16 protein-coding genes are annotated in these 23,173 nt (G+C 45.4%); 4 read left to right on the top strand and 12 right to left on the bottom strand.

The genetic code is table 11. From position 1 onward, the window contains the following. Positions 1–12: 12 nt before the first annotated feature. The 9 genes from UNH61_RS02405 to UNH61_RS02365 form a co-directional block, all read right to left on the bottom strand. On the bottom strand, positions 13–927 hold the full coding sequence (locus UNH61_RS02405) for a helix-turn-helix transcriptional regulator (protein WP_326990514.1): 915 nt from the start codon (positions 925–927) through the stop codon (positions 13–15). 39 nt (positions 928–966) lie between these two features. Then, positions 967–1,806, bottom strand: a complete 840-nt coding sequence (locus UNH61_RS02400) for an SDR family NAD(P)-dependent oxidoreductase (protein WP_326990513.1) — start codon at positions 1,804–1,806, stop codon at positions 967–969. Positions 1,807–1,909: 103 nt separating this feature from the next. After that, a complete protein-coding gene (locus UNH61_RS02395; protein WP_326990512.1) occupies positions 1,910–3,784 on the bottom strand; it encodes an alpha-1,3-galactosidase B in 1,875 nt (624 codons plus the stop codon). An 845-nt stretch (positions 3,785–4,629) separates the two neighbouring features. Continuing rightward, positions 4,630–6,234, bottom strand: coding sequence for a solute:sodium symporter family transporter (locus UNH61_RS02390; protein ID WP_326990511.1), 1,605 nt, complete (start codon positions 6,232–6,234; stop codon positions 4,630–4,632). 4 nt (positions 6,235–6,238) lie between these two features. After that, complete coding sequence (locus UNH61_RS02385) at positions 6,239–7,255, bottom strand: GntR family transcriptional regulator (RefSeq protein WP_326990510.1); 1,017 nt, start codon at positions 7,253–7,255, stop codon at positions 6,239–6,241. A gap of 48 nt (positions 7,256–7,303) precedes the next feature. Next, positions 7,304–9,487, bottom strand: a complete 2,184-nt coding sequence (locus UNH61_RS02380; RefSeq protein ID WP_326990509.1) for an alpha-galactosidase — start codon at positions 9,485–9,487, stop codon at positions 7,304–7,306. A gap of 21 nt (positions 9,488–9,508) precedes the next feature. Further along, positions 9,509–11,515 (bottom strand): alpha-galactosidase, encoded by a 2,007-nt coding sequence (locus UNH61_RS02375; protein WP_326990508.1) that lies wholly within the window; start codon positions 11,513–11,515, stop codon positions 9,509–9,511. 55 nt (positions 11,516–11,570) lie between these two features. Next, entirely contained in the window at positions 11,571–13,133 is a 1,563-nt protein-coding gene (locus tag UNH61_RS02370) for a RagB/SusD family nutrient uptake outer membrane protein (RefSeq protein WP_326990507.1), read from the bottom strand. Between the two features lie 18 nt (positions 13,134–13,151). Beyond that, complete coding sequence (locus tag UNH61_RS02365; protein WP_326990506.1) at positions 13,152–16,292, bottom strand: TonB-dependent receptor; 3,141 nt, start codon at positions 16,290–16,292, stop codon at positions 13,152–13,154. 438 nt (positions 16,293–16,730) lie between these two features. Between UNH61_RS02365 and UNH61_RS02360 the strand changes: the two genes are divergently transcribed. Together UNH61_RS02360 and UNH61_RS02355 are read left to right on the top strand one after the other, a co-directional pair. Beyond that, complete coding sequence (locus tag UNH61_RS02360; protein WP_326990505.1) at positions 16,731–17,234, top strand: hypothetical protein; 504 nt, start codon at positions 16,731–16,733, stop codon at positions 17,232–17,234. Continuing rightward, on the top strand, positions 17,231–18,070 hold the full coding sequence (locus UNH61_RS02355; protein ID WP_326990504.1) for a universal stress protein: 840 nt from the start codon (positions 17,231–17,233) through the stop codon (positions 18,068–18,070). Before UNH61_RS02360 ends, UNH61_RS02355 begins: the two co-directional genes overlap by 4 nt. Before the next feature lie 54 nt (positions 18,071–18,124). Here UNH61_RS02355 and UNH61_RS02350 read toward each other — a convergent pair whose 3' ends face one another. After that, positions 18,125–19,207 carry a hypothetical protein gene (locus UNH61_RS02350; RefSeq protein ID WP_326990503.1) on the bottom strand — a complete coding sequence of 361 codons (1,083 nt, stop codon included), beginning with the start codon at positions 19,205–19,207 and terminating at the stop codon, positions 18,125–18,127. A 181-nt stretch (positions 19,208–19,388) separates the two neighbouring features. Between UNH61_RS02350 and UNH61_RS02345 the strand changes: the two genes are divergently transcribed. Together UNH61_RS02345 and UNH61_RS02340 are read left to right on the top strand one after the other, a co-directional pair. Further along, on the top strand, positions 19,389–20,249 hold the full coding sequence (locus UNH61_RS02345; protein ID WP_326990502.1) for an ATP cone domain-containing protein: 861 nt from the start codon (positions 19,389–19,391) through the stop codon (positions 20,247–20,249). Positions 20,250–20,278: 29 nt separating this feature from the next. Beyond that, complete coding sequence (locus UNH61_RS02340; protein ID WP_326990501.1) at positions 20,279–21,802, top strand: DNA polymerase III; 1,524 nt, start codon at positions 20,279–20,281, stop codon at positions 21,800–21,802. A 1-nt stretch (position 21,803) separates the two neighbouring features. Here UNH61_RS02340 and UNH61_RS02335 read toward each other — a convergent pair whose 3' ends face one another. Both UNH61_RS02335 and UNH61_RS02330 read right to left on the bottom strand, forming a co-directional pair. Further along, positions 21,804–22,325 (bottom strand): flavodoxin domain-containing protein, encoded by a 522-nt coding sequence (locus UNH61_RS02335; protein WP_326990500.1) that lies wholly within the window; start codon positions 22,323–22,325, stop codon positions 21,804–21,806. A gap of 11 nt (positions 22,326–22,336) precedes the next feature. Beyond that, entirely contained in the window at positions 22,337–23,170 is an 834-nt protein-coding gene (locus tag UNH61_RS02330; protein WP_326990499.1) for a universal stress protein, read from the bottom strand. Positions 23,171–23,173: the final 3 nt, after the last annotated feature.

Genomic DNA, 23,173 nt, shown 5'->3' with positions numbered 1-23,173 from the left:
ACCAGTATAGCCTCAATTAAACGCCTGTCTGAATTCCAACGGCGACTGCCTGGTTTTAGTTTTAAAAAGCTTGCTGAATGACTGCGGATGTTCAAAGCCAAGCTCGTAAGCAATTTCACTTACTGACAAATTTGTTGTACTTAAACGTTCTTTGGCGTAATCGATCAGCTTATTTTGAATATGCTGTTGCGTGTTCTGTTTGGTGTGTATACGAAGCAGCGTCCCTAAATAATTGGGGGAAATGTTCATTTGTTCAGCAATCATAGTAACGGTTGGTACTCCATTTTCCGGCAGCTTCTTATTATCGAAATATTGAGAAAGGATCTGCTCGAAGCGGACTATTAATCCGTGATTTGATTTTCTCCGGGTGATAAATTGTCGTTCGTAAAACCGCTCGGAGTAGATCAGCAACAACTCCATGTGTGCGACAATAAGTTCCTGGCTGAATTTATCGATGTTAGACTGGTATTCCTGCTGTATGCGTTGCAGGATGTCGACAATAATTCCTTCTTCTTTATCTGAAAGAAAAAGTGCTTCGTTGACGGCATACTGAAAGAAATCGTATGTCTTTATTTTCTTTGCCAATGAAGTGTTCCAAAAAAAATCAGGGTGGATCAGTAAGAGCCAGCCAGTTGGCTCTATCTCTACATTCTGGTTAACCTCCACTTTAAGAAACTGAAGGGGAGATATAAAGGTAAGCACCCCCGAGTCAAAATCATATTCCTGCTGGCCGTAGTTGAATTTGGCATTAACATTCCGCTTTAATCCGACAGAATAAAAATTCTGTATCCATTTCAGGTCACTTCCATCTATTGGATAGGAAACCTTGCTATAATCTACCAGGCTGATCAGCGGATGTTCAGGCCTGGGCAGATTACAGAAAGTATGAAATTCAGCTATTGAATTAAAGCGAAATGTCTTTCCCATAAACACAAATTTACTACCTATTTATCTTGCAAAAATGATCTATATAGCAGTGGATAAAGTAAGCGCTTTCCATTGTTCTGCATCCCCGGTAATGATATCGATTTTGCTCCTGAGACCGTTATACGCATCGTTGCCTAACAGCAGGTGTACGGGCGGATTATCTACCCTGCTTACAGCAATCAGCACATCCGCCGCCTTAGCCGGATCATTAGCCTGGTTACCGTTAATGTCATTGACATGAGTCTGTTCAGATTGCCTTGCTGCCTTGTAGGCCTGAATGGCCTGCTTTGGTCTCTTCAAAGAACCTTGTGTCAGAAAGTCGGTACGGAAATAGCCAGGATATACAACGGTTGCCTTTACGCCAAACTCCCTGATTTCCTCCACCAGCGCTTCTGTAAAGCCTGCCATTGCAAATTTGGTGGCACAATAAATCCCCCATCCAGCAAAGCTGCCAAAATAACCACCTACTGAAGAAATGTTAAAGATATGCCCGCTTTTTTGCGCTCTCAAGTAGGGCATTACATTTCTGATAACGTTAAGAGCGCCAAAAACGTTGACATCAAAATTAGCTCTGGCTTCCTCGTCTGTAAGCTCTTCCAGGGTTCCGAGCTGTCCGTAGCCAGCATTATTCACAACGATATCCAGTTGTCCAAAATGGCCGATGCTTTTTTTGACTGCGTTTTTTACGTCGTTATCATCATCTAAATTCACCTCAAGTGGTAAAAAAAATTCCGTGGGCTCCCCTGTTTCTTTAATAAGTGATTGAACATTGCGTGTAGTTGCAGCAACACGAAATCCTTCTTTCAATAGTTTTTTCACTAATGCCAGCCCCAGTCCTTTTGAAGCACCTGTGACTAACCATACTTTTGAATTTTCCATTTTTTTAAATTTTCTTTTTAAAAATGATGGTACAAAGATGGTGTAGCACAAATTGGCCGGTGTAGTCAGATAATGAAATGATGTAGTTAAATCGTGAATTTAGTTATTCAACAACCAATTCCTGTTGATATTGCAAAGCAGCCCTATCCATGAACTTAAGCCGGATATTCTTTCCCAGCAGCTTCGGATCAACCGAATTATGCTGAATGCTCACATTCTTACAGCCGGAAAGTGAAAAGGTTACTTTATTTTCATGATATGGTTGGAAGTCGTAGCTCCTGAGCAGTTTATTATTTTCAAATTTCAGCCCGTTTACCGATCGGGCAAATAATACAGGATAATCGAAGGCCTGAAAAACATTATCTACGATCCGTATATTCTTATGATACGGTGGCGTAGCGGCATTCATAATCGGTATTTCGGGGTAGATGCTGATCACTGCTTCGGTAAACTGATAATCCGAGGTATTACATGGCGCCAGGAACCTGTTGTTTTTTATCAGTACATCTCTGACGGCACCGGATTCATACCATGAATTCACATCTCCGGCAATGAGTATCGCGGAACCGCTTGATGAAAAGTTGTTGCCGGTTACGATCACTTTACCTGGTGTACTCACGAGCAACCCTCTTGCGCGGCAGCTTTCAAAAGATGAATTACGGACAGTGACATTGGGCGTCCAGGTGGTATTTTCGAGCCCATCGCTTTCTGCCACCCGTACCGGAATGGTATCAGAAAGCGTCAGTTCAAAGTCGGTGGGGCTATTCACCTTAAAGGCAGTTACCTTGCTGTTACCAATAGTTTGAAGAGAATGATGATTAATGAATGCCACTTTCTCGTTTGTTCTTGCCCACTCCATCCCAATGCTCATAGACTCCATAAAGCGGCACAGGAGGCGATTGCTGCCGAGCTTCCGGATGATCTTTACGTAGGTACCATGAACATTAATAGGGTCGTCCATCAAACCGGCGAAGCGGCAACTGTCGACCACTATATTGCCACTACAATTGGAAAAATGCAGCCCATCGTCGTGGCCGCTGAAATAACGTCCCTTTGTGCTATCCGGAACGATATTCACATGACTGAACGTAAGGTCTGAAGCGTATTGCGACAGGATGCCCAGTCCGGCGCAATGATATCCATTGATATGCTGAAACTGTATATGCTTACTATCTGTTACAAATATCATGGCGTGATCCCTTGCATTGTGCCGTAGCACAAGCACATTACCTGGCGCTGGTTTGCGCAGAAACCTGTGATGCAAACGAACCACTCCATTACCGCGGATCTCTGCGCTGTATGAAGACCAGTTATTTCCCAATGCCGGCTGATCGCCCGTTCTGTAGGCAATGAGGTGAGTTTTGGCGTCGTATTCCATAACGCCGGTTATTTTGCCACTCCATCCCTCAGCAGCAAAAACAAGTTGCTGATTGTTCAGCCGGTAAGGATACTGCGCCGTATCGATGCTTACATCAATATGATCGGCAGCGGTGTCCAGTACGGTGGCTTGCGCTGTCAGCGGAAAATCCCAGTTGACAGCAAGATCCCGGATGGTGACATTACTGCTATGGTCGATGGTGAAAGGCTGAATACGGCCATGATAAATAAAAGAAGAGCCGTTGCCACTAACCGTGAGTTGCCGGAAATTATCTATCAGGATGGCGTTGTATCTTGGATTGTCGACGGTGGTATTAGACTCATAATATGCTTTCTGCCGGGCTTTCGTTGGCCAGAAATCGTAGCGGCCTGCCGGGAAGAAAAGCAGTGGATTACGCTTTTTTCTGCAAACCTCCAGTGCCGCCTGCACCGCAGGTACAGCATCGTTGCGGCTATCGGGGGTTGCACCATAGACGGTTACATATACAGTATCGTAATACGGCTGCTTAACAGCCGTATTACGTTGAGCGGTAAGATGCTGCCAGCAACACAATATTACTGTCAGCAGGAGCAAGCTGCCGGGATATTTGTTTATAGACATGAATATTACTTTCAATAACCTGGATTTAGTGTCAGTTTAGGATTAAGGTCCATCTCTCCTTGCGGAATTAGCCAAAGATAAAGTGCATCTACAAAACTTCCTGCTTCCACCTGCTGACCTGCTATAGTTCGTATAACAGCGCCGTTTCCCCAACGGCGTATATCAGAATAGTAGATACCTTCAAATGCCAGCCCTACTCTGCGCTCATGATATTCCCCGGTTGACTGCTGGAATAAATGTAATAAAAAAAGATAATTCCAACTGTTCAATTTCAACGGAAGAAGTGACAGTAAGTTTAATCTGACTGTAGAAACAGTCGAATTGTTCACCTCGTACCGAAGCGGGCTAATAGCCCACAGTATTATGAATGCTTACTGCATTCAATTGGTTGTTGCAGTGTATTTTCCTGTAGATACAAGTGATACAATAAAAATCGTGTCGGGAAACTAACGGATTATGTAATAAATGTCTTTTCCAGTTTAATGTATATCCGGCCAGTATTCAGAGGGAACACAGTGAGACCCTGAGCGAAGAGCCCCACTATGTTCTGCTCATTCATCTGTCCGTAAACACGGATAATGACTGTTACTTGTCAACAATTATTATTTTCTGATTTAACTGTAAAAAAACCGGCACCTTAAATAATGCACCAGGATTCGAAAAACTCTAAAACTATTGTACGCAATTACTAATTCAGGTATTATTTAACTGCAAATAAAATACTTATGGGAGTAAAACAGGTGGTGATTTTATTAGAAAAACTATGACAAATTATAACTATCAACATAATTACGGCTGTTGATAACTTAATGGGGATAGTGCTAGTATCGTTAACTGTATTGCTGTTATAATTTACCAGCTATTCCGAGCGGAGAAAAAACTACAAATAAGGCCACCATTGCCAGCAGCAATAGTATTGTATACAGGTGTCTTCTTTTCCAGGGTTGCAGATCTACCACATTATTCCATTGCTGTACAAATGGTTCCTTTCGCGGATAAAATGCTGCTGTTATCATCATCAGTAATACTGTTACTATAAAAAGGATGGCCAGCACATGAAGGAAATGCAAGCCGGTATCTACCAGTAGTTGCGATACAGCATAAGTAACGATAAAGAAAGTAAGCCCGATCTTTGCGGCGATGGCAGGCATACGTTTATGTAAAAGTCCCATCACCAGTATCGTGAAAATGGGAACGCTGAAAAAGCCGCTCACCATTTGCAGATAAGTGTATAAGCCATGCCGTGCAAAAGCAATGAAAGGTGCAATGCACATGGCCAGCAGACAAACGATGATTTCAAACATCTTCCCCGCTCTTACCATCGTTCGCTCACTGACCGGCTGCTGGCGGCGTTCCATGAGTGGTTTGTATAAATTCAGTACAAACAGGGTGCTGGAGCTGTTAAGTCCGGCGTTAAAAGTAGTAAAGGCTGCACCAAAGGTAATGGCTGCCATATAGCCGGTAAGTACCGGTGGACATATATCGCTGACGATCTTCGGAAATACTTCAGCAGTGTTTGACAAATGCGTGTATAAGTGTACGGCAATCAGACCGGGGATGTTTAGCAGCAGGGGCGATATAATCTTTCCCACACAAGCTACCGCAATGCCTTTCTGGCTCTCTGCCAGGTTACGTGAAGCGAGCGCCTGCTGCACGATATATTGCTCCGTTCCCCAATAATAAAGGTTCACCAGCAGCATCCCTGTGAAAATGGTGGAAAACGGCACTGAATCACCTTTTGCACCGATGGAATTCAAATGCTCCCTATGCGACGCCAGCAGCGTATCCAACCCGGCCCGCACAGATCCGTGGCCTAAATACCTGAGTGCAACGTAGGGCAGCAATACTCCGCCAGCGAACATACCAATCCCCAGCACAGTGTCTGAAATAGCAACAGCCTTTAAACCGCCCAGCACCGTATAGAGGCAGCCAATCAGCCCGATGAGCCAGACGAGGAGCCAGACGGTTATCCAATGACTAATATGAAATGTTTCCGATATCCGGAACAGTCCATTGAACGACAGTGCCCCGCTGTACAGCACGGAGGGCAACATGTTCACGATATAACTGACAAGGAAAATTACAGATACAAAACGTTTGGTGCCGGTATCGTAACGCTCTTCGAGGAAATCCGGTGTTGTGGAGATACCACTGCGGAGGTATACAGGCATAATAAATTCCGACACCACCAGCATGGCAAATACAGAGGATAGCCCCCATGCCATCACGCTCATGTTGTTGGTATATACCAGCTCGTTTTCTCCTATGAATTGTACTGCGCTGATATTGGTAAAGAACAAGGCGCCTCCTACGACCAGGAAGCCCAGGTTGCGGTTGGCGAAAAAAAGGCCGGAAGAAGTCTGAAGATTCTCTTTCCTGGTTTTATACCAGGAAATCAGCGCCACTAAAACAGTGATCAACAAAAAACTTAGCAGGGATACTGCATTCATAATATCATAAAGAGTTACGCCTGATCAGCTCCGTAGGCAGCACCAATTGTACAGGCTCCCGGTCCAGCACTGCACGGGCCACACGCCTGCCCATATTGCTGAAACTAACGGAATAGGTGGTGATACCATTGCCCACAATTTCCTTTACCGGTTCATCATTGTGGGAAAGAATACCGATATCTTTACCTGGTTTTATCTTCTTTGCGTTACAATCTCTCAGTAAATTCCACAATTCGGCATTCTCATTCACGTAATATACTACTCCTTTTTCAACTGAACCCGGTTCATATTCCCGCAGTATTTTACCTTTTATATGATGCTTCTGGATAAACTTCTGAAAGGAACGTACGATTTCCGGCGGGAACAGGGAATCCGGATTATGATAAAAAATCATTTTATCGAATTTCCGGATTACGTCGCTCAGCTGTTCAAAAATGGCATAGGACGATTTTTCGAACTCCTGCACTACATAATTGAAATCGCCTTCCAGTGGCTCGTAACGGTCGAACATTACCAGTTTATGGCGAGGAATGGTATTCAGTAATTCCTTTGTGCGGGGATGATGAATAGGGGAAATCACATACATACCGTATCTGTTCTTTACCAGCGAAAACATCGTTTCGAATACTTCGATATTGCCGTGGTGAAAAAATACATCGAGATGAACATTGGCACCTAACTCATTACGGAAACTGCGATAGAATTGTTCCTGGAAGGTATCGATGGTATACATGAACAGCGCTACCTTGAGCGACTGCTGTGTATTATCGTCGGCCACGAAATATCCAAGCCTGTTTTTTGACTCAATCAGGCCACGGCCCTGTAATTCGCGATACCCTTTGATCACGGTTTCACGGGCATATCCCAGACCGGCGATCATGGCATTAACAGAAGGCAGGGAGTCCCCTACCCCGATGATTTTCTCATTAATAGCGTTAATAATGCCTTCTACAAACCGTTCGTGTTTGGAGTATGCCGGCATATCTTCCAGCTCCCGTATTTTTTCAAAAACTGTTTTCATCCATTCAGATTCGTGGTTGTTCAAAGGTCGGAGCTATGAAGCTCCATATCAGTTGATCGCCTCCAGCTCCAGCACCCTGCTGTGCAGCTTTCTGGCGGTAAATACATCCAGACCTACTTTCATCAGATAGTCTCCTGAATAGACCTTATCGTTGAAAGCATCTCCTGGCCGGGATCCTTCCATGAGATTAATTTCCCTGACGCGATACTTCTTTGCCGGATCAAGGCCCTGACACAATACAGGCAGGGAACTTTCGCCAAAGCGCGGGTAGATATCATATGCGTATACAAGTGCCTGCTGCCGGGAGCTGCTCACATACATGACAGCTGTATGGTTGCCCTCATACGGGGAAACAAGCCTGTACTGGTCGCCTTCGAAGTTAATATTTTTCACACGATTGTAGGTGGCTACGGCCGACTTACAAAATGTCTGATCGCGGGCCGACAGTTCTTTCAGATTAATATCGAAACCCAACTTGCATTGCATGGCCACATCCACGCGGAATTTTATACCTGCTTCATGATTCCAGCTGGTCACGTGAGCCGCCATTGCTTTGGCCGGGAAGAACTGGGAATATCCCCACTGAATGAATAACCGCTCTACAGGATCGGTATTATCGCTGCACCAGAATTCGGTGAAATAGCGAAGTCCTTCATAGTCAGTGCGACCGCCACCACCGGAGCAAAGCATCATCGGCAGCCGGGGATATTTATCGCGGATACGATCCAATACTTTGTATAAGCCACGTACATAATCTACGTACAAATTATTCTGCCTGTCTTTCAGATAAGGTGAGTAAATATTTGTAACGGGGCTGTTGCAATCCCACTTCATGTACGCCAGCTCCGGGTTTTCCGTCATCAGGTGATCCACTACGTTGAACACATGTTCCTGAACAGCCGGGTTGCTTAAATCCAGCACCAACTGGTTACGATAATAGTAGCGCTCGCGGTTGGGCAGCATGATCACCCAATCAGGATGCTTCTCAAAAAGTTCGCTTTTGGGGTTCACCATTTCGGGTTCTATCCATATGCCAAATTTTACTCCAGCACGGTTAGCATCCTTCACGAGGGATGGTACTCCGTTTGGCAGCTTGTTGCCGGTCACCTGCCAGTCGCCCAGTCCCTGCGTATCACTATGGCGGGGATACTTATTACCAAACCAGCCATCGTCCAGCAGAAACATATCCACACCCAGGTATTTCGCCTGTTGCATCAGGGAATCCAGCTTAGGCTCGTTAAAATCGAAGCCGGTAGACTCCCAGTTATTGAGCAATGTCAGGCGGCCACCCTGGCCGTCTTTCAGCTGATAGTTGCGGGCCCATCGCTGTAAATCACGGCTACCTTTACCAGTACCATGGTTACTTAATGTGAAGATAAAAGCAGGCGTTGTGAATACTTTTCCAGGATCCAGCGTATAGTCGGAAGCGTAAGGATTGATGCCGGATATCACACGCAGGTTTTGTTCATTGTCCACTTCAAATGTAAAGCGGAAGTTGCCCGTCCATGCCAGTGTTCCCATCAATACCTGTCCTTCATTTTCCGCCGGTGCGGCGCCGAGGCCCACTGTAAAAAAAGGAGATACGTGTAAATCCGCCCTGGTACCCAGTTTGGAGTCGATGATCTTTTTACCGAAATTAAGTGGCGCGGTGCTCATATTCACTTCCTTTGCCCAGTCGCCACTGAACTCTGTCAGAAAATACCGGGCGCATTTCCAGTACAACATGGAAGAAGCGTACTGGCCGATGTTTACCGGCTTCTTTTCATTGTGACTAATTTCAGTCCATGCCTGAATCACGTTATCCTTTGCATAACTACGATAGAACAGTTTCACCTGCACAGGGTATAAAGCATCTTTCAGCTGAATTACTGTTTCAGTAACATCGCCGGATATGACGTTTACCTTGTGGGACACATACTGTAACACGGAGGTCATGTTACCATCATTATGCCTGATGGCGAATGCCGGTTCAAAAAACGTTTCTGTTCCGGATACAGGATATGCTTCCCATCCCTGGCCGTCGGCATGAGATTTCACCCTGCCAGCCAACAGCGTGTATTCGTCCTGGTTAGCCAGCCGTGCTCCGAGGTACAACTGGTACAGGCGTCCATTTTCCGCTGTTTGTAAAACCAGCTCTGTTTCGTTAGTGGATATGCGAATAGTTTCCGACTTAACTGCTGTATGGGTCACAACAATCAGGAAAAACAAGATAACGGATAATTTTTTCCTCATGGATTGAATTTATTATATCACTTATTTATTGCTGATCTTCAAAAATCTCACATCCTTTGCCGGAATGCTGAGGGTTTGGGTGGCGCTGATGTTGGCGTGCGACCAGAGATCCCTGATGTTATAACGTCCATGGGGATCCAGGCCCAGTCTTTCCATTGGCAGCAGTATAGTGCGATCTGCATCTGTATAATTGAACACTGCATAATATACATTTCCATCCGCATCCTGAAGTGTAAACTGATCTTCCGAACGCCGACCGTTTCCTTCCACCGGGCGGAAACTCCGGCCCATCGCCGCTGCATTCACTTCTGCATTGGTCAGATAATTGCGTGCTTTGGTTTTCCCTTCTTCACTTCCACCTTTACTAAAATCATCACCAGTAATGAACAACCCGGTAATAACGGCAGATGTTACTCTTGCGCGGTTCTCTCCTTCTGATGCCTGCTGTAACACCACATGATCAGCATCATTAAAGCGGTATATATTGGTAATCCACCAACCATATGATACTGCGTTCAGCGTATATTCCGTATCCCTGATCTTATTCCAGGCATCACAGGCAATACGACGCGATTGCGCATATTGGGCCGGGAAGATGGGGGCTATGGAAAGATTAATATACATATCCCCGAAGTATTTATCCAGTAACTGCATCCCATAGTTATAGGCTTCAATCCCTGACTTTATATGGGGATTATACCATTTGTCGGCATTAATTGCTCCATGCGCCATGAAATCCATTTTCACATACTGGAAACCGCAACGGTGGAAAAGCTCAGCTATTTTCTGCATACGCTGTTCTATCGCGGGGTGAGTAGGGTCTATCGCATAGGCGCCGTCCAGATCCTGCGGTTTGCCATTGGCATAAAGATAAACATCCCTGAATTTATATTGCGGTGCTTCTTTTATTGCGGCGTCGGGATGCTTGCCCCAATCGGTGAAAGGCGTCCAGTAGATGCCGGCCATCTGGCCGTTGGCTTTACAATGTTTTACGAAATTTTTCAGTTGTTCTTCTGTGAAACTATCCCAGCCGGAATCCAGTCCTATCACTACTTCCCCATTGCTGTTTACAAAATGTTGCGGCTGCAGGTTTTCTTTAAAGAAGTCTGATACTTCCAGCGCTTTCTGATAGTTGATTCCGAACTGTAACACGCCCCAGCTGTTCCAGCCAAAGGGCACTGCTTTCTTCCAGGGCCGGCGGGGAGCGATGGTTCCATTAGCCTGTCCGTATGCGTCCATACCATTGCGCCAATCGTCGAAAACACCCAGCATTACTTTCGGGGATTTGATAACGTGTCCTTCGCGGGCGCCATGAGGCAGCAGATCGCGGGTAGTGGAATCGGCCACGCCGCCGTAACAGGTAAGCGTATAGGCTTTTCCGTTATCAGTTCGGTTCATGATCACGGCCGATTTCCAAAAGTCGTGTTCTACGGATCCGACTACCAGTCCTTTACGGCTACCTGCATCGAAAACAGCTGTAGCTTCGTAACTGGTGAGGGAATTGAAATCCAGTGGATGGGATTGAAAACGGATCCATTTATCGTTATCGAAAGGGATGAACAGTGCGCGGATATCGCCGGCATTCAGCATCTGCGTCATATTGCTGAGATTCACCGGAGCCATATAACCGGAGGAGATATTACCGGAGGAAGCTTCCAGCGAGAAGTCGGTGAGCAGGTAATCTTTTCCGGGGTATTGGTAGAACGACTGCACCAGGGTTGGCAGCTGCTCATCCCGGTAGGTAACCTGCAGGATCGTTCCATTGCCAAAGGCGTCGTGCCGCGGTTTTACAGTTTGAGTAACCTGGCGGTAGTCTTTAGTGGTGATCAGCCGTCCGTTCCATTTCCAGGAGGCATACAGCTGAAGGTCTGCCTTCCCGGCCGATCTTGTCAGGTGCAGGGACCTGGTGGACTTATCGTACACAATTTTCCAGCCGGCGGGTGTTACCGCACGGACTGTATTGAATAATAAGAACATGGCCACTGTCATCAACATATGAGAGGCCCCTTGTAATATCATCTTCTTCATAAAAAATCAGGAAGCAGGCCGTGTAAGATACAACGGCCTGCTTTATTTATTTCGACTAATTATAACCGGGGTTTTGATCGGATGGTTTGATATCTCCGTTTAGCTTCATTTCGGTATCCGGAATCGGGAATATCGTATTGAAATCCTGTAGGGTACCTGACTGTTTTGTCCATTTATTGCGTGCCTTCACCAGCTGCAGAAACTTACCTGTCCGGATCAGGTCGATGCGGCGCCAGTCTTCGGCGAACAGCTCGCGGATACGTTCATCCATGATGGCCGTACGGAAAGCATCCTGCGTCATGGTCGTCCAACGTTTATCACTGGGTAGCGAGCCACCCCAGGCCCGTGTACGTACTTCGTTGACTACACTCACGGCATCGGCTGTACGATTTAGCTCATTCAGACATTCGGCGTAGCATAATTTGATGTCTCCGAGGCGTAACACGGGTATGTTTTTGCCGGAGTTCCACATGTTATTGATCTTAAAGTCGGTGTGCTTGTCCGTGCGGAAATCTTCATATTTCTTCACATGTGGCTTCAGTTCATCATAGTCATTTCCGAGGTCTTCCCAGTTGATGGGATCCAGCGTGGGGGTTGTACCATAATAAGTAAAATCATAGCGAATGCTTTCAGTCCTGCGCAGATCGCCCGGTTCCCAGACGCCGCCACTATCAACAGCCGAATATGCATATTGAGTTGGTACAATTTTATCGTAACCGGAGTAGTAACATCCATCTCCGAAGAATGCCTGTACAGCGCGTGAGCCTATCTGGAACTGCAGTTTATTGTTATTCGGATAAACCTGGGTGAACTGAAATTCCAGGATGGATTCGGGTGTATTAATTTTGGTATAGTCCCAAAGATCTTTGTAAGGAACGAGGGAATAATCGCCCATCATTTTTTCGAAGCAGGCAGCGGCTTTGGAGAAGTCGCGCAGGCCGGTGGATACCGGGGCCGACATATACGCTTTCCCCAGCATCGCCCACGCGGCGCCGGAAGTAGCTCTGCCAGGTTCATTTGTTTTCGGGCAGTTGTCGGCTGCGCGCTGAAGATCTGCTATGATAAAAGTCCAGACATCTTTCAGTGGCTGACGCCGGAAGCCCAGTTCAGCTTCGCGGTCCAGATCACGGATAGGTATTTCTCCCCAGTACATTGCCAGCTGGAAATCGACGAAGCCGCGTACAAAGGAAGCTTCGCCCAGCAACTTAGCTTCACGGGAACCAGCTGCGGCATTCTTTTTCTCAAGTCCGCGAACAATTTTAGCGGCTTCATTCACCAGCGGCCAGCGGATGTTCCACTGATTGGCTATATGATTCAGGGTAGCGTTCAGGTTTGCATCGTAGCGGTCCAGTCCTCCTTTTGCAGGATCGCTCTTCATCTGAAAGGCGCCCTGTTGTGTTTCATCGGTCCCCATCATCATGATCAGGCCTTGTTCATCGGTCCGAACAGCTTTCCAGTTTGCATAAATACCTTTAAGACTTGATTCTACCAGGTCCAAATCGGAGTATACTTTATTTTCATCGAGCTTAGTCATGCTCGTTTCGTCCAGGAATTTTTTGCAGGAAGCAGAGAGCGTCACCAATCCGGCTACCAGCATCCATGATATAGTACGTTTCATAATTTTTACAATTGATGTTTAAAAACCTACATTCACTCCAAATACAAACATTTTCACCGGCGGATAACCATAGTCGCCTGTTTCAGGGTCAAATCCTTTGTACGGTGTAATGCAGAACAGGTTAGAACCGGTTACATACAAACGCAGGTTATTGAACTTCCAGGCACTCAATGTTTTTTCCGGCAGGGTATAGGAAAGTGTGAGTGAGGCCAGCCTGAGGAAAGATGCATCCTGAATGGAATAATCCAGGTCAGAAGGATTATAGCGGTTGTAGCTGGTATTAGCAATCACACGCGGAATGTTGGTGTTGGTATGCTGCGGTGTCCAGCGGTTGAGCAGATCAGTGGATGCCATACTTTCGCCAATGCTGTTGATCAGACCTTCGTAGTAGCTGCTGATTTTTTTCGCACCATAGGAATAGGTAAACATCGCGCTCAGCGAAAAAGCTTTGTAAGAGAAATTAGTAGAGAATCCGCCATAGAATTTGGGATCTTCCTTAGCTACAATAACCTTGTCGTTCTGATCTACAACGCCATCGGGTTTGCCATTGGGGCCGGAGATATCTTTTGCGAACAGATCGCCCAGGTTTACGGTTTTCCCGTTGTATGTCAGGTGCTCCCATTCAGCGCGGTTCGACTCCTGTGCAATTCCACCGGAGCGAAGTGTATAAATGGTGTGTAACGATTGGCCAAGGAAAATATTCCCTTCACGCTGGATCACATTCTCATTGACATTGTATAACGCGGTGGCGTTGCCATACAGCTTTTTCACCGTGTTCTTATCGAATGAAATGTTCCCGGAAACAGACCAGTTGAAATCTTTCTTCTGTATGATCTCGCCGGTTACGGAGAATTCCATTCCCTTGTTGTTCACGCGGCCGATGTTTTCCCATTCCTGTGTATATCCGCTCGTAGTAGCCAGGGAGCGGTTCAGCAGGAGGTTATCATTATTGATATAAAAGAAGTCGGCAGTAACATTAAGTCTTGACCTGAAGAAACCCATATCCAGCCCGATGTTGCTTTGCTTCTGCTTTTCCCAGGTGATATCCGGGTTTCCGCGACGACCATCATTTGCGATAAGTGCATTACCGTTATTAACCTTAGAGCCGTAGAGTGTCTGATAGGCGTAGTTGCTAATATCCTGATTACCCACAACGCCATAGCCTACACGAAGTTTCAACTGACTGAACAGATCAGTATTCTTCATAAAATCTTCATTGGTAATATTCCAGGCGGCAGATACAGAAGGGAACACTCCCCAACGATGGCCCTGTGCGAAGCGGGACGACCCATCGTAACGCGCCGTGGCAGTGAGGAAGTATTTGTCTTTGTAACTGTAGTTCACACGGCCCAGAAAAGAAAGTAGTGAATACGCGTAGAAATCAGATCCCAACACTGATTTCTCCACAGCAGCAGCGCCGCCCAGATCATAGTAAGACAGATCGTCGCTGGCGAAACGATCGCCCTGGGCCAATGTGTAATTCGATCTGCGTTTGCTGGAGCTGGAACCAACGAGTGCAGTGAGTTTATGATCGCTGGCAATAGTGGTATTGTAAGTAATGGTGTTATCCCACTGCCAGTAAGTATCGCTCCATCTTTCGTGTTTAGCGCGTGCATCGCCGTTGTAATGGCGGATCGCTTCCTGTATGTTATGAGGAGTAAACTCAAACCATTCCTGTGCGCCGTAATCCAGTGAATAGCTCGAACGGAAATCCAGTCCTTTTATAGGAGTAATGTCGAGGTAGTTGGAAGACGTGACGCGGTTACGGGTACGGTTGCGTTGGATCAGCAGTGAGTTGAACGGGTTGAAGTCGTTGTTGTTCTGTTCCCCGTGCGACCGGTAATAGATCGTGAGATAGTCGTACGTATAGCGGGTTGCAGGATCTTTATACGGCGCATAATCCAGTAGTGGATTGGCGTTAAGTGCTTTGCCATACACATCGTCGGAAGGCATGTTATCATTCGTACGGGTAAAACCGGTGTTGGTACCTACTTTGAGCCATTTCTTCACGTTGTAGTCGGCATTGAAGCGGCCGGTGTATTTATCCTGTCTTGTTTTTTCCACCACACCTTTGATACCTGCATAACCTGCGCTCAGGTAAAATGTTCCTCTGTCGGATCCGCCGGAGAAGCTCAACGCGTGGTTTTGCTGGAAACCTGTGCGGGTTACCTGATCCAGCCAGTTGAAGCTTTTCTTTTTATTGTACGTATCAAATTCCTGGTTAGAGAAAGCCACATTTGTTTTCATTAGTCCGGTGTCGATGTAAGTCTGACGATCAGCGTTCGGATGATCTTTCATATAGCCGTTAGCGTAAGCATCTATACGCATGGCGAACAGCTGTTCGGCATTCATGGTTTTCGGCATTTGCGTGATGCTTGAAAAACCGGCCCAGCTGTCGTAGGTAACTAGGCCATCGCCGCCTCTGCGCTGCCCTTTTTTGGTGGTGATCACCACCACGCCGTTGGCGCCGCGGGAACCGTACAAAGCAGTGGCAGAAGCATCTTTGAGCACCTGCACAGAAGCAACGTCGTTTACGTTCACCGCGTTGAATCCGCCCTGGTTGTTTTCCATCACCACGCCGTCTACTACATAGATGGGGGAAGAGCCTGCGTTGATGGTATTGATACCACGAATTCTGATGCTGGCATCGTCGCTCGGGCGGGTTGGGTTGCTGACGAAAACACCGGCAGCATTGCCTTGCAGGGCCTGATTCATGTTAGTTACCGGCCGTTGCAGCAGTGCTTTTGAATCCACGTTGGTGACCGCACCCGTGAGATCGGATTTCTTCATACGTGCGCCCACCACCACTACTTCATCTACGTTAGCAGTAGCGCTTTGCAGTTTGATGTTGAGCGGAGCTGCTCCCGAGAAGGGAACCGATTGTGTTTCAAATCCCAGGAAACTGAATTCCAGCATACCTTCCCGGGTAGTGGTGTTTAATACAAATGTACCGCGACTGTCGGTTACAGTTCCGGTTTTAGTACCGGTGAGCTTCACCGACACACCGGGGAGAGGTTCCCCTTTCATATCAGTGACAGTACCGGAGATCCTGCCGTTGCCCTGGGCAAAACCATTGGAGGCACTGGTCAGGATAGCTGCAAAGAACAGGAGCAGCCATAACATCCTGGAAACAATTCTTACATGCATAACGTGTAGCATAAAGTGGTTATAAAGGTTCTTTTTAATGATAGGTATAAACTGGTTGATCGTTCCTAAAGAAGCATGTTATCAGTATCGGCTTGTGCGCTGACTGATCTGTCTGGTATTTGTTGCCATAACGTGGAATTTTAGCAATACTTCCACTTATTCCAAAGCAATCCCGATCGGCATATACTGCTGATATTCAATTCAAAATGAAAACTTATAATTGGTTTGTTCTATTCTGTTCTACTAAACAAATATAGGGTTAGTTTGGAATATTCTTATTTATTTTTTGAAGCTAGAATAATTATTGCCTGTTTTTTCAGATTCCCGATCATCCGTAATGATCATGATTCAGATCAGCGAAAAAATTGACGGATGTCATTATCCAGCCTTTTGCGTATCACTAATTTTAACATGTATACAGATCTTAATAACCTTATAAAATAGCTTATTATGGATACCGGTATTTCTTCCAATGCCTATCTGATAGCCAACGTAGTTGGGCTGCTGGTATTTGCAGCATCCATTTTTTACCCACGCATTGCGCGGCTGGCTATCTTTCTTCTTTTCACTACAGCAGGAATCGTGAATCTGGTTACCGTACTCAGGCATCCCGGCTCATTTGGGGATAATAGTTATTCACGTTTCTATGTGTACGGTGTTCAGTTTATCTATGGAGCTTTCCGCGATAGTATTTCCCTGTTGTTATTATTTGTGGCGTTTTACCAGCTGGTAACCGGTTTATTGATTGCGGGCAGGGGATGGGTATTGAGCGCGGGACTTGTTGCAGCAGCGATTTTCCTGGCATTGATTCCTTTTGGCGACAGTAAAGGGCTGATTATCCCGGCAATGGGAATGCAGATAGCATCCTGCATTATACTGTTATTCAAAGTAAAAAAATTGTCTGACGCCCCTATGCTGCATCTATTTCATCATCAATTCAACAAAATTTTATGAAAAAGATCCTTGCCACCATCGATGGTCTCAGGTATTCCTCTTCCACTGTTGAATACGCGCTTTCTATTGTTAGAGAGGAAAGTGCTCATCTCGTGGGTGTATTTTTGAATGATATCACCTACAGAAGTTATAAACTTTCTGAGTTGGTTGATGAGGCTAAAGTTTCTAATGAAAGAATAAGGAGATTTTCAGAGAAAGACAGGAAAACCAGGGCAGATGGCGCGCTGCGGTTTGAAACAGCATGTCAGCAGGCTAAGGTAAATTATTCCCTGCATGAAGATAAGGATATTGCTATTGATGCGCTTATACATGAGAGCATATTTGCGGATCTGGTAATCATCGACAGTCACGAATCATTTAACCGCATTGAAAAGAAATCTCCGTCTCCTTTTATACAACAATTGCTGACCAAAGCGGCATGCCCCATGATGCTGGTTCCATCCGTATTTCGTCCGATCAATAAAGTGATCATTCTTTATGACGGTTCTCCAGCATCCGTACATGCAATAAGAATGCTCGAATATGTTCTTCCATCTTTCAAAAGTTTACCAATAGAAGTGATAACAGTGAAAAGCCCTGTAGGCTCACTTCACGTGCCCGACGGAAAACTGATGAAGGAATTTATGAGGCGTCATTATCCTCATGCTGCTTTTACTGTTCTAAAGGGTCTTGCACCTACAGATATCCCGGAACGCCTGAGAGAAGAAAAACCAGGCGCGATGGTGGTCACCGGCTCTCATAGCCGCAGCAGGCTTTCCCATTGGTTCTATCCCGGAATGGCAGACATACTGCTTGAAGAACTGGAGATACCTCTTTTTGTGGCGCGTTATGCCTGATGTAACGATTATTTATATCATAATAACTCAGATTATGCTACTTACTATCAATGGTTACTGATATTGTATGTAGATGGGTTCCGGATATAACTGCAATACTTCAGCGGGAGTCATCATATGCCCCCCCGTAGCCACATCATTTCTGAAGAACAGTTTAAATCCTGTGAATTGTACCGGTTGCCCTTCAATCCAGCTTCTGTATGAATCTCTCTTTTTAGCCACCCCTCCAAATCCATCCATATTCATTACCAGCTGTACTTCAGGACGCAACTCTATATTCCTGTAGTTGGTTACCATTGCCTGTGTAAACCGGTGTACCACCAGTATTTTAGGGGAGAGATGATAATGCCGGACAATTCCTGCGAGCCAGGATGAAGCGTAGTTAATATCCGTTGCATCAAATGTGCCGATGACAGTACAGGGAACTTCTCCGTTTTTCATAGCGTATTCAGGATCAATCCCCAGGTAAACATCCGGACGGCTCAGGTATTTTTCCAGCCGGGGAAGTTCTTCCTGTAAAGTACTATGACCCACCTGTATATCCAGGAATACTACTGCATGTATACCGGCCGCCATCTGTAATATTTTATCAATTTCCGTATCCGGCATCCTGAGTCTGTATTTACTGTCTCTACCGGGTTGTTTTTGGGCAGTAACTGCTATATAATGCAGTGCAGGTATAACCGGAATGGATGAATCTGCCGCCGCCCATTCCTTAGCAGTAACCTGTAGCTGCGCAAGCATATCTTCGGGAGGCAGCGCCCCGAGGATGCCCATTTGACTGGAATACAGGTTACCATAATAAGCGACGATCCTGTTAAAAGGCAGTAGCGCCCCCGACGCCGGATATCCTGCTTTTACGGGCCATTTTTCCGAAGGGCTGTTATGTACAAGGTGAAGTATTAATTGACTGTATTTGCTCCTATATGCCATCATACTATCATCTCCCTGGTTGACAATCTCCGCTGGCTTAACAGGAATGGTATCTTTTCTCTCCATTCCCAGTGAATACCGCTCTTTCTTTACCCGTAAAACCTGGTGAACAAAAGGTGCACCTAACGGCACAAGCAGATTTATTATTATCAGCAATCCTATCAACCAGGCGAATTGCCCGGGCATTCTGGAAACAGGCTTCATAACCAGGTATTTAGTATGTTACTAAGATAGTTCCCAATAGAACCACCATCAATGATCATGCTCATTTCTGATGCTGATTATGGTCAATTCAGATAACTGACAACTATCATAGTCCCGTCTAACAGATATCATTTATCTCCCTGGTCCGGTAGTCTAATTTCAATTAATAAACTATTGAAATATGGCCAACAGACAACCACATCTCGATGTCATTAAATCAGATGGCAAAACAGCTCCATTCTCAAGCAGTAAAGTCAGGAAATCGCTTTTGAGATCCGGTGCTGCTCCGGAAACTGTGGAAATGATATTGGATGAGCTGTACAAAGAAGTGTATCCAGGTATGTCCACCAGCGCGATTTACGAAATCGTATCCCGATTACTGAAAAAACATTCATACACCGTTGCCGGAAAATATCATCTGAAACAGGCCATTTTTGAACTCGGGCCTTCTGGCTTTCCATTTGAACAGTACGTTGCTGAGTTGTTCCGGCATACAGGATTTACAGCCAGTACCAATAGCCTTATGGATGGTCATTGTGTGCGGCATGAAGTAGATATTCTGGCGACAAGAGAGAGAACAGCCTATATAATAGAGTGTAAATACCACCAATTACAAGGCACACATTGTGATGTGAAAATCCCCCTCTACGTGCAGTCCAGATTTAAGGATATAGCATTGAAGTGGAATGAAAAGGGAACCTATCAATGCAGCGGATGGATCGTTACCAATACCCGGTTCAGCACCGATGCAGCCCAATATGCGCATTGCATGGGGCTTAAAACAATGTCGTGGGATTCTCCGGCAGGCAAAGGTCTGAAAGACGTTATTGATCAGTCAGGTCTTTATCCTGTTACCTGTCTCACTACACTTAGTTATCACGAAAAGTACCAGCTACTCAACAACGGAATCATTTTATGTAAAACACTGAATGAAAATCCGGACAGGATGGCTCAAGCTGGTATCAATGGGATTCATAAGTCTATTGTACTTGAAGAAAGTCATCAACTTTGCCAACGGATAAAAGTGAATGAATGGATATAAATGTATTATGAAATTCAAAATTGCTTTTTATGAAAACACATGAAAATACAACAGCGAAAATTCCGGTAGGCCTGGCTGCACTACTTGATATCAGGGGAATAACCCCTTCTGTTGTCAATGCATTGCACCAGGAACTGAATATAAATGACCTGGCAACACTTACCAGGGCAATAAATAGTGGACGGTTAAAGGAAGTAAAAAGTCTTACAGACGAACAGATTGAAGATATAAAGCATGCTTTAAAACTTCACAAGACAGCAGGCAGCAGAATTTCGCTCTGGGATGCCACCCTTATTGGTACAGAAATAGTCAAGGCCATAGAGCAGTTTCCTGAAACAGAAAAAGTTTCTTTTGCCGGTAGTCTCCGGAGAAAGGATGATACCATTGGTGATATCGACATGGTCGTACAGGTGAGTAACAACAACAAAAAAAAGCTTATCAGTAAAATAAATGCCCTCCCCCAGGTTAGCCATGTAGTAGCTGTTGGCAACAGCAGGATTTGTTTGTTATTACAAAATCATCTTCAGGCCGATATACGTCTGACAAACAAAGAACAATACGGAGCTACCATGCTACATTACACAGGTCCTGTTGCTCACAACGACCAATTGATGAAACTGGCAGAGAAAAACGGGTATCATCTTGGCGAAGCTGGTTTATCCAATTCCGATAATGGAACCTACATAGGAGGCACTACTGAAGAAGAGATATACCGGTTGTTGCACCTGTCGTACCCAGAGCCGGAATTAAGGGGAAATGCAGAAGTGGTAGCATCGGCTGCGGCCCATCAGCTTCCGGCGCTCATCAGTTTCAACCAGATCCGTGGCGATATGCAGATCCACAGCAACTATTGCGATGGCGCTGCCGGTATTATAGAAATAGCCCGGTATGTTATCCATGCTTTTCCTCATTATCAATATATGGTTATAACAGACCATAGCATTCCTGGTAAAGATAAAGCCCAAATGAACTACCTGGATTATCTGAGGCAATTTGAAGAGATAGATAATATTAACAAAATCCTGGGATTAAATTTTGTAAAGAAAGGAGTAGAAGCAATTATTCAGGAGAACATGGAACTTAATCAGCCCAGAGAGCTGTTACAACAGGCAGACTGGGTTATTGCTACGATACAGGACGGTCTAAACCGGGATAATACGCAGCGGCTGATCAGCGCCTGTGAAAATCCTTTTGTAAACTGTATTGCGCATCCCGGAGGGCGGATCATCAGCTTACAGAACGGGTATCCGGTTGACTGGGATGCTGTATTCCGGAAAGCGGCAGCAACGGGTACCGCATTGGAAATAAATTCCAGGCCTGATCGTCTTGATCTGAGTGCAGATCTGGCTCGCCAGGCCATTAAACATGGAGTAAAACTGGCGATAGATGCTGATGCTTATACATTACCGCATTTTGATTTCATCCACCTTGGCATCGCCACTGCAAGAAAAGCGGGCTGCAGCAAATCAGATATTCTGAATGCGCAACCCTGGGATGTTATCAGCAAAATAAGAAGAAATAAAATAGATACAATAACGGGTAAGCAAAAATAGGTTAAGATGCAACAGCTGTTTTAATCTGGATGTTCACGGCATTAACCAGAGCATCCAGATTTTCTCTTTTTACATGGTTATAATCTTCGAGATGAATTTCTTCTCCTCTGCTTCGGGCCAGTTTGGCACCAATGGTTAGCAGTAACTTATCAATAAAAGATAGTTTCTTAAATTCAAGTTTACCAGGATAGAAATAACAGTCACAACGTATTCTGATCTCAGCAGGAACGTTTGCCGTAATGTACCCCTGCAATTTTTCTGTTTCATCCACAGGTGTTCCACATACCAGGAACAGGTATAGTTTCTTTTTCTGCAACAACAGCTGATGTTTCTCTATCCAGTTTTTCAGCTGTAGTTTTCCTATGTATATGCTGGTACCGAGGATAACATAATCTGCTTCTTTCAGTTGTTCTGTTGTTTCGGTACCAGCTACAAGAGCCTTTATATTAAGTATGGCGCTAAGCCAGGAAGCATACTGATGGGTAGCGCCATACTTTCCTTTAAAAATGATAATACCTTTCATAAGATACCCTTTTAAGGATGTGTGATGAATACGGGGATATTGGTAGTACGCAGTACACTTTCCGCATCGCTTCTGTGAAAGAAACGGGACACTGCACTTCTTCCGTAAGCACCATAAGTGACTACACAATCTGTCCGGCGGTGTAGCAGTGCCAGAAATTCTGTTGCAGGTTCGCCGTTCAACACTATATATTCGATATGTTGGTAGTGTTGCTCAAGATATTCTTTCAATTTATCTTTCCAGGGTATTGCAGGTTCGCCTTTCTCCGCTACATATACCACCTCTACGGGAAGGTGCGAAAATCCGGGGAAAAGCTGCGTAAATTGCTTAATGGCGTACATGGAAGAAAAAGTTCCATTATAAGAAAAAACAATCTCCCTGATTGTTCCGAGCACATCTGGCATTACTAAAACCGGGCACTCCGCTTTCGCCAATACTTCCTTCACGAAAACAGTGGGGTTACTGTCTTGCAGTACGGCAAACGAGGTACCGTTGCTGATAAGCAGCAAATCGGCAAACCGGCTGTCGAGGATGGTTTCGTATTCCGGGAATCCTCTGGCTTCCCGTATCTCCGCTTTTAAATGAACGTTGCCACATATTTCCTTCACCCGGGCAATATTCTTTTTACGTTCCCATTCCAGGGCAGCACGGGTTTCAGCAATAATACGCTCATCACTATAAGCATAGGCTTCCGTGCGGCCATATTGCGGAACTACTTCCGCTGTCAGGTTATCCAGGCAGACAATAGATAAATCACTATCTGCCAATCCTTCAAAATACTTAAACCCCGCAATCTGGCTTTCTGAAAAATTAAGCGGGTCTATTGCAGCAATAATCCTTGTCATAGT

Source organism: Chitinophaga sp. 180180018-3 (assembly GCF_037893185.1).
Classification (GTDB): Bacteria; Bacteroidota; Bacteroidia; order Chitinophagales; family Chitinophagaceae; genus Chitinophaga.
This window is presented reverse-complemented; position numbering and strand designations above follow the sequence as displayed.

Excerpts from the sequence above, each read along its gene's own strand:
- UNH61_RS02380 (WP_326990509.1), bottom strand. The coding sequence starts at position 9,487 with ATGAGGAAAAAATTATCCGTTATCTTGTTTTTCCTGATTGTTGTGACC.
- UNH61_RS02370 (WP_326990507.1), bottom strand. The coding sequence starts at position 13,133 with ATGAAACGTACTATATCATGGATGCTGGTAGCCGGATTGGTGACGCTC.
- UNH61_RS02360 (WP_326990505.1), top strand. The coding sequence starts at position 16,731 with ATGGATACCGGTATTTCTTCCAATGCCTATCTGATAGCCAACGTAGTT.
- UNH61_RS02385 (WP_326990510.1), bottom strand. The coding sequence starts at position 7,255 with ATGAAAACAGTTTTTGAAAAAATACGGGAGCTGGAAGATATGCCGGCA.
- UNH61_RS02335 (WP_326990500.1), bottom strand. The coding sequence starts at position 22,325 with ATGAAAGGTATTATCATTTTTAAAGGAAAGTATGGCGCTACCCATCAG.
- UNH61_RS02390 (WP_326990511.1), bottom strand. The coding sequence starts at position 6,234 with ATGAATGCAGTATCCCTGCTAAGTTTTTTGTTGATCACTGTTTTAGTG.
- UNH61_RS02345 (WP_326990502.1), top strand. The coding sequence starts at position 19,389 with ATGGCCAACAGACAACCACATCTCGATGTCATTAAATCAGATGGCAAA.
- UNH61_RS02400 (WP_326990513.1), bottom strand. The coding sequence starts at position 1,806 with ATGGAAAATTCAAAAGTATGGTTAGTCACAGGTGCTTCAAAAGGACTG.
- UNH61_RS02395 (WP_326990512.1), bottom strand. The coding sequence starts at position 3,784 with ATGTCTATAAACAAATATCCCGGCAGCTTGCTCCTGCTGACAGTAATA.
- UNH61_RS02365 (WP_326990506.1), bottom strand. The coding sequence starts at position 16,292 with ATGCTACACGTTATGCATGTAAGAATTGTTTCCAGGATGTTATGGCTG.
- UNH61_RS02375 (WP_326990508.1), bottom strand. The coding sequence starts at position 11,515 with ATGAAGAAGATGATATTACAAGGGGCCTCTCATATGTTGATGACAGTG.
- UNH61_RS02355 (WP_326990504.1), top strand. The coding sequence starts at position 17,231 with ATGAAAAAGATCCTTGCCACCATCGATGGTCTCAGGTATTCCTCTTCC.
- UNH61_RS02350 (WP_326990503.1), bottom strand. The coding sequence starts at position 19,207 with ATGAAGCCTGTTTCCAGAATGCCCGGGCAATTCGCCTGGTTGATAGGA.
- UNH61_RS02340 (WP_326990501.1), top strand. The coding sequence starts at position 20,279 with ATGAAAACACATGAAAATACAACAGCGAAAATTCCGGTAGGCCTGGCT.
- UNH61_RS02405 (WP_326990514.1), bottom strand. The coding sequence starts at position 927 with ATGGGAAAGACATTTCGCTTTAATTCAATAGCTGAATTTCATACTTTC.
- UNH61_RS02330 (WP_326990499.1), bottom strand. The coding sequence starts at position 23,170 with ATGACAAGGATTATTGCTGCAATAGACCCGCTTAATTTTTCAGAAAGC.